This is a genomic window from Streptomyces sp. NPDC001443, from assembly GCF_053597355.1.
Map to the genome: position 1 here is coordinate 344,156 of NZ_JBSFIA010000001.1, position 4,659 is coordinate 348,814.

Below are 4,659 nucleotides of genomic sequence, written 5' to 3' on the forward strand. Positions count from 1 at the left end.
CCGCCCCCGCCGTGTTCCGCCCCCGGCTCGGGCCCTGCCCCGGCCTCCGCTCCGGGCTTCGCCTCGGGCCCTGCCCCGGCGTTCGTCCCGGCTCTCGCCCTCGTCCTGCTTCACCGTGTCGCCGGACGGATTCCTCCGCCGATTCACCTTCGACGCCCTCTGCCGCCCGGCCCCGACTGGCACTAGATTCGGTTCATGGCGGACACGAAGCGTGAGATCGAGCGGAAGTACGAGTCCGACGACAGCGGCCTGCCCGACCTGACCGGCGTCGCCGGCGTCGCGGCCGTACTCGACAAGGGCGTCGCGCGCCTGGACGCGACCTACTACGACACGGCGGACCTGCGGCTGGCCGCCGCCTCGATCACCCTGCGCCGCCGCACCGGCGGCTCCGACGCCGGCTGGCACCTGAAGTTCCCCGTGGCCCCCGACGTCCGGGACGAGATCCGGGCCCCGCTCGCCGACACCGTCCCGCCCGCCCTCGCCGCCCTCGTCCGCTCCCGCGTCCGCGACACCGCGCTGCTGCCCGTGGTGCGCCTGCGCTCCGAACGCGATGTCCGCGACCTCGTCGACGCGGACGGCCGGCTGCTCGCCGAGGCCGGCGTCGACGCCGTACGCGCCGACCGGCTCCTCGGGGGCGACGGCAGCGCCCAGTGGACCGAGATCGAGGTGGAACTCGCGGACGGCGGCGACCCCGCCTTCCTCGACACGGTGGAGAAGCGCCTGCGCAGGGCGGGCGTACGGCCGTCGAAGTCCACGTCGAAGCTGGCCCGGGCCCTCGCGGAGACCGCCCCACGGGCCGGGACGGGCAAGAACGGCAAGAACGGCAAGAACGGGAAGGGCGCCAAGGCCGGGAAGCCGCGGTCCGGGCGCGGGAACCCGCCCGACGCGCCCGTGACGGCCGGCGACCACGTCCTCGCCTACGTCACCGCCCAGCGCGACGCGCTCGTCGCCCTCGACCCGGCCGTCCGCCAGGACGCCTTCGACTCCGTGCACCGGATGCGCGTCGCCACCCGACGACTGCGCAGCGCCTTCCGCTCCTACGGCAGGATCCTCGACCGCACGGTCACCGACCCGATCGGCGAGGAACTGAAGTGGCTCGCCGGCGAGCTGGGCGTGGACCGCGACCGCGAGGTGCTCACCGAACACCTGACGGCCGCCCTCGACGGCCTGCCCCGCACCCTGCTCTCCGGCCCGGTCCGCACCCGGCTGCGCACCTGGGCGCGCGCCCGGCGCGGCGGCTCGCGCCGCCGGCTCATCGGCGTCCTGGACTCCAAGCGGTATCTGGCGCTGCTCGACACGCTGGACGCGCTGATCGACGCCCCGCCGCTGCGCAAGGCGGCCGCCGCCGAGCCGGCTCCGACGCTCGCCCGGGCCGTACGCAAGGACTTCGGCCGGGTCGGCGCCCTGGTCGAGACGGCGCTCGGGCTGGCGCCCGGCCAGGACCGGGACCTCGCCCTGCACGAGGCCCGCAAGAAGACCAAGCGGACCAGGTACGCGGCGGAGACGGCCGTACCCGCCCTCGGCGACCCGGCATCCGGCCTGGTCAAGTCGATGAAGTCGCTCCAGACCATGCTCGGCGACCACCAGGACAGCGTCATGGCCCGCCGGACCCTGCGCGAGCTGTCCGCCGTGGCGCACGCGGCGGGTGAGAGCTCTTTCACCTACGGCGTGCTCTACGGACGCGAGGAGCGGCGGGCGGCCGACGTGGAGCGGGAGTTGCCGGGGACCTGGCAGGGGATCAAGGAGGATACGGCCGTCTGAGCGTACGGGGGACCTCCCGGTCCGCGTTAGGCTTGATGGCCACCCTCCCCCAGCCCTCCGGCCGGGGGTAGTCCCAGCCAGCTCACGAAGGTTCGCGAGATGCCTACGGAAACCGCCGCGGCTGCCGAGTCTGTGTTCCCGCAGCTCGAAGCTCTGCTCCCGCACGTGCAGAAGCCGATCCAGTACGTCGGCGGAGAGCTCAACTCCACGGTCAAGCCGTGGGAGTCGTGCGACGTCCACTGGGCGCTCATGTACCCGGACGCCTACGAGGTCGGACTGCCCAACCAGGGCGTCATGATCCTCTACGAGGTGCTCAACGAACAGGACGGCGTCCTCGCCGAGCGCACGTACAGCGTGTGGCCGGACCTGGAGGCGCTGATGCGGGAGCACGGCGTCCCGCAGTTCACGGTGGACAGCCACCGCCCGGTGAAGGCGTTCGACGTGTTCGGCCTGTCCTTCTCCACGGAGCTGGGCTACACGAACATGCTCACCGCCCTGGACCTCGCGGGCATCCCGCTGGAGTCCAAGGACCGTACGCTCGACGACCCGATCGTGCTGGCGGGCGGGCACGCGGCCTTCAACCCGGAACCGATCGCGGACTTCATCGACGCGGCGATCATCGGCGACGGCGAGCAGGCCGTCCTCGACATGACGAAGATCATCCGAGAGTGGAAGGCGGAGGGTCGCCCCGGCGGCCGCGAGGAGGTCCTCCTCCGCCTGGCGAAGACCGGCTCGGTGTACATCCCGGCGTTCTACGACGTCGAGTACCTCCCCGACGGCCGGATCGCCCGCGTGGTCCCCAACCGGTCCGGCGTCCCGTGGCGCGTGTCGAAGCACACGGTGATGGACCTGGACGAGTGGCCCTACCCCAAGCAGCCGCTGGTCCCGCTCGCCGAGACCGTGCACGAGCGGATGTCGGTGGAGATCTTCCGCGGCTGCACCCGCGGCTGCCGCTTCTGCCAGGCGGGCATGATCACCCGCCCGGTGCGCGAGCGCTCCATCACGGGCATCGGCGAGATGGTCGAGAAGGGCCTGAAGGCGACCGGCTTCGAGGAGGTCGGCCTGCTGTCGCTGTCCTCCGCGGACCACTCGGAGATCGGTGACATCGCCAAGGGCCTGGCGGACCGCTACGAGGAAGACAAGATCGGCCTCTCCCTGCCCTCCACCCGGGTGGACGCCTTCAACGTCGACCTGGCGAACGAGCTGACCCGCAACGGCCGCCGGTCCGGCCTGACGTTCGCGCCGGAGGGCGGCAGCGAGCGCATGCGCAAGGTCATCAACAAGATGGTCTCGGAGGAGGACCTGATCCGCACGGTCTCCACCGCGTACGGCAACGGCTGGCGCCAGGTGAAGCTGTACTTCATGTGCGGTCTGCCCACGGAGACCGACGAGGACGTTCTGCAGATCGCCGACATGGCGATGAACGTGATCGCCGAGGGCCGCAAGGTCTCCGGCCAGAACGACATCCGCTGCACGGTCTCGATCGGCGGCTTCGTCCCCAAGCCCCACACGCCCTTCCAGTGGGCGCCGCAGCTCTCCGCCGACGAGACGGACGCCCGCCTCACCAAGCTGCGCGACAAGATCCGCGGCGACAAGAAGTACGGCCGCTCGATCGGCTTCCGCTACCACGACGGCAAGCCCGGCATCGTCGAGGGCCTGCTCTCCCGCGGCGACCGCCGGATCGGCGCCGTGATCCGCGCGGTCTACGAGGACGGCGGCCGCTTCGACGGCTGGCGCGAGCACTTCTCCTACGACCGCTGGATGCGCTGCGCGGACAAGACGCTGCCCGCCTTCGGTGTCGACGTCGACTGGTACACCACGCGCGAGAAGACCTACGAGGAGGTCCTGCCCTGGGACCACCTGGACTCGGGCCTGGACAAGGACTGGCTCTGGGAGGACTGGCAGGACGCCCTCGACGAGACGGAGGTCGAGGACTGCCGCTGGACCCCGTGCTTCGACTGCGGGGTGTGTCCCGCAATGGACACGAGCATCCAGATCGGTCCCACGGGCAAGAAGCTGCTGCCGCTGACGGTGAAGCAGCCCGCGGGGAGCGGACACGAGCATGCCCACTGAGTCCGGGCACTGAACACGGGTGCCGAGCACGGGCACTGGGCTCGGGCACCGAATGACGCGAGGGGTGCCCGAAGGGTCTGCTGATCCTTCGGGCACCCCTTCGGCTTACCGGTCAGGCCGCTGAGGGAAGGGCCGCCGGCTGTGTGCGGTGCCGGTTACTCGGTGGGAGGGACGGTGCTGCCGCCGTTGGTGGCGCCGGCGAGCGGCTGACGGTCGACCCTGAGCCAGGGGTTGGGGACGCCACTGGAGTCGTTGCAGTTCAGGGTGGCGTCGGGCTGGGTGGACTTGACCGCTACGCAGGTGGTCTCCCAGACCTGGCCCACGGTCGTGATGACGTCGAACTTGATGGGCTCTCCGGCGTTGGCGCTGTGTCCGTTGATGGAGGTCCCGCAGACGAAGCCGACGGGGTTGCCCTCGCTGTCCACGCCGCCCTGCGGGTAGTTGGCGTGGGTGCTGAGATCGGTCCACAGGAACGGGTGGGTGGTGCTGCCCGTGAGGTCACGGATGCCCGCGAAGGTCTTGGTGCCGGACAGCGCGACCCGCAGCTCGAAGTCGTTCTCGTCCTGCTGCGCGTCGATGTCGGCGCACGCACCCGTGGCACCCGTGGCGCCCGTCGCGCCTGTTGCGCCCGTCGCGCCCGTGGCACCGGTGGCGCCCGTGGCTCCGGTGGTGCCCGTTCCGGTGGCGCCTGTGGCTCCGGTGGCTCCGGTGGCGCCCGTGGCTCCGGTGGCTCCGGTGGTGCCCGTTCCGGTGGCGCCTGTGGCTCCGGTGGCTCCGGTGGCGCCCGTGGCTCCGGTGGCTCCGGTGGTGCCCGTTCCGGTGGAC

At 71.6% G+C, this 4,659-nt stretch carries 3 protein-coding genes; 2 read left to right on the plus strand and 1 reads right to left on the minus strand.

The window, feature by feature from the left end; genetic code table 11:
- The first annotated feature begins 195 nt into the window (after positions 1 to 195).
- Entirely contained in the window at positions 196 to 1,761 is a 1,566-nt protein-coding gene (locus ACWC24_RS01505; RefSeq protein ID WP_450660785.1) for a CYTH and CHAD domain-containing protein, read from the plus strand.
- Between the two features lie 99 nt (positions 1,762 to 1,860).
- Positions 1,861 to 3,834 carry a TIGR03960 family B12-binding radical SAM protein gene (locus ACWC24_RS01510; RefSeq protein ID WP_450660786.1) on the plus strand — a complete coding sequence of 658 codons (1,974 nt, stop codon included), beginning with the start codon at positions 1,861 to 1,863 and terminating at the stop codon, positions 3,832 to 3,834.
- Positions 3,835 to 3,989: 155 nt separating this feature from the next.
- Here the strand turns inward: ACWC24_RS01510 and ACWC24_RS01515 are convergent.
- A partial coding sequence (locus tag ACWC24_RS01515; protein ID WP_450660787.1) for a hypothetical protein occupies positions 3,990 to 4,659 on the minus strand: 670 nt, incomplete at its 5' end.

Coding starts and splice junctions, on each gene's coding strand:
- ACWC24_RS01505 (WP_450660785.1), top strand. CDS start 196: ATGGCGGACACGAAGCGTGAGATCGAGCGGAAGTACGAGTCCGACGAC.
- ACWC24_RS01510 (WP_450660786.1), top strand. CDS start 1,861: ATGCCTACGGAAACCGCCGCGGCTGCCGAGTCTGTGTTCCCGCAGCTC.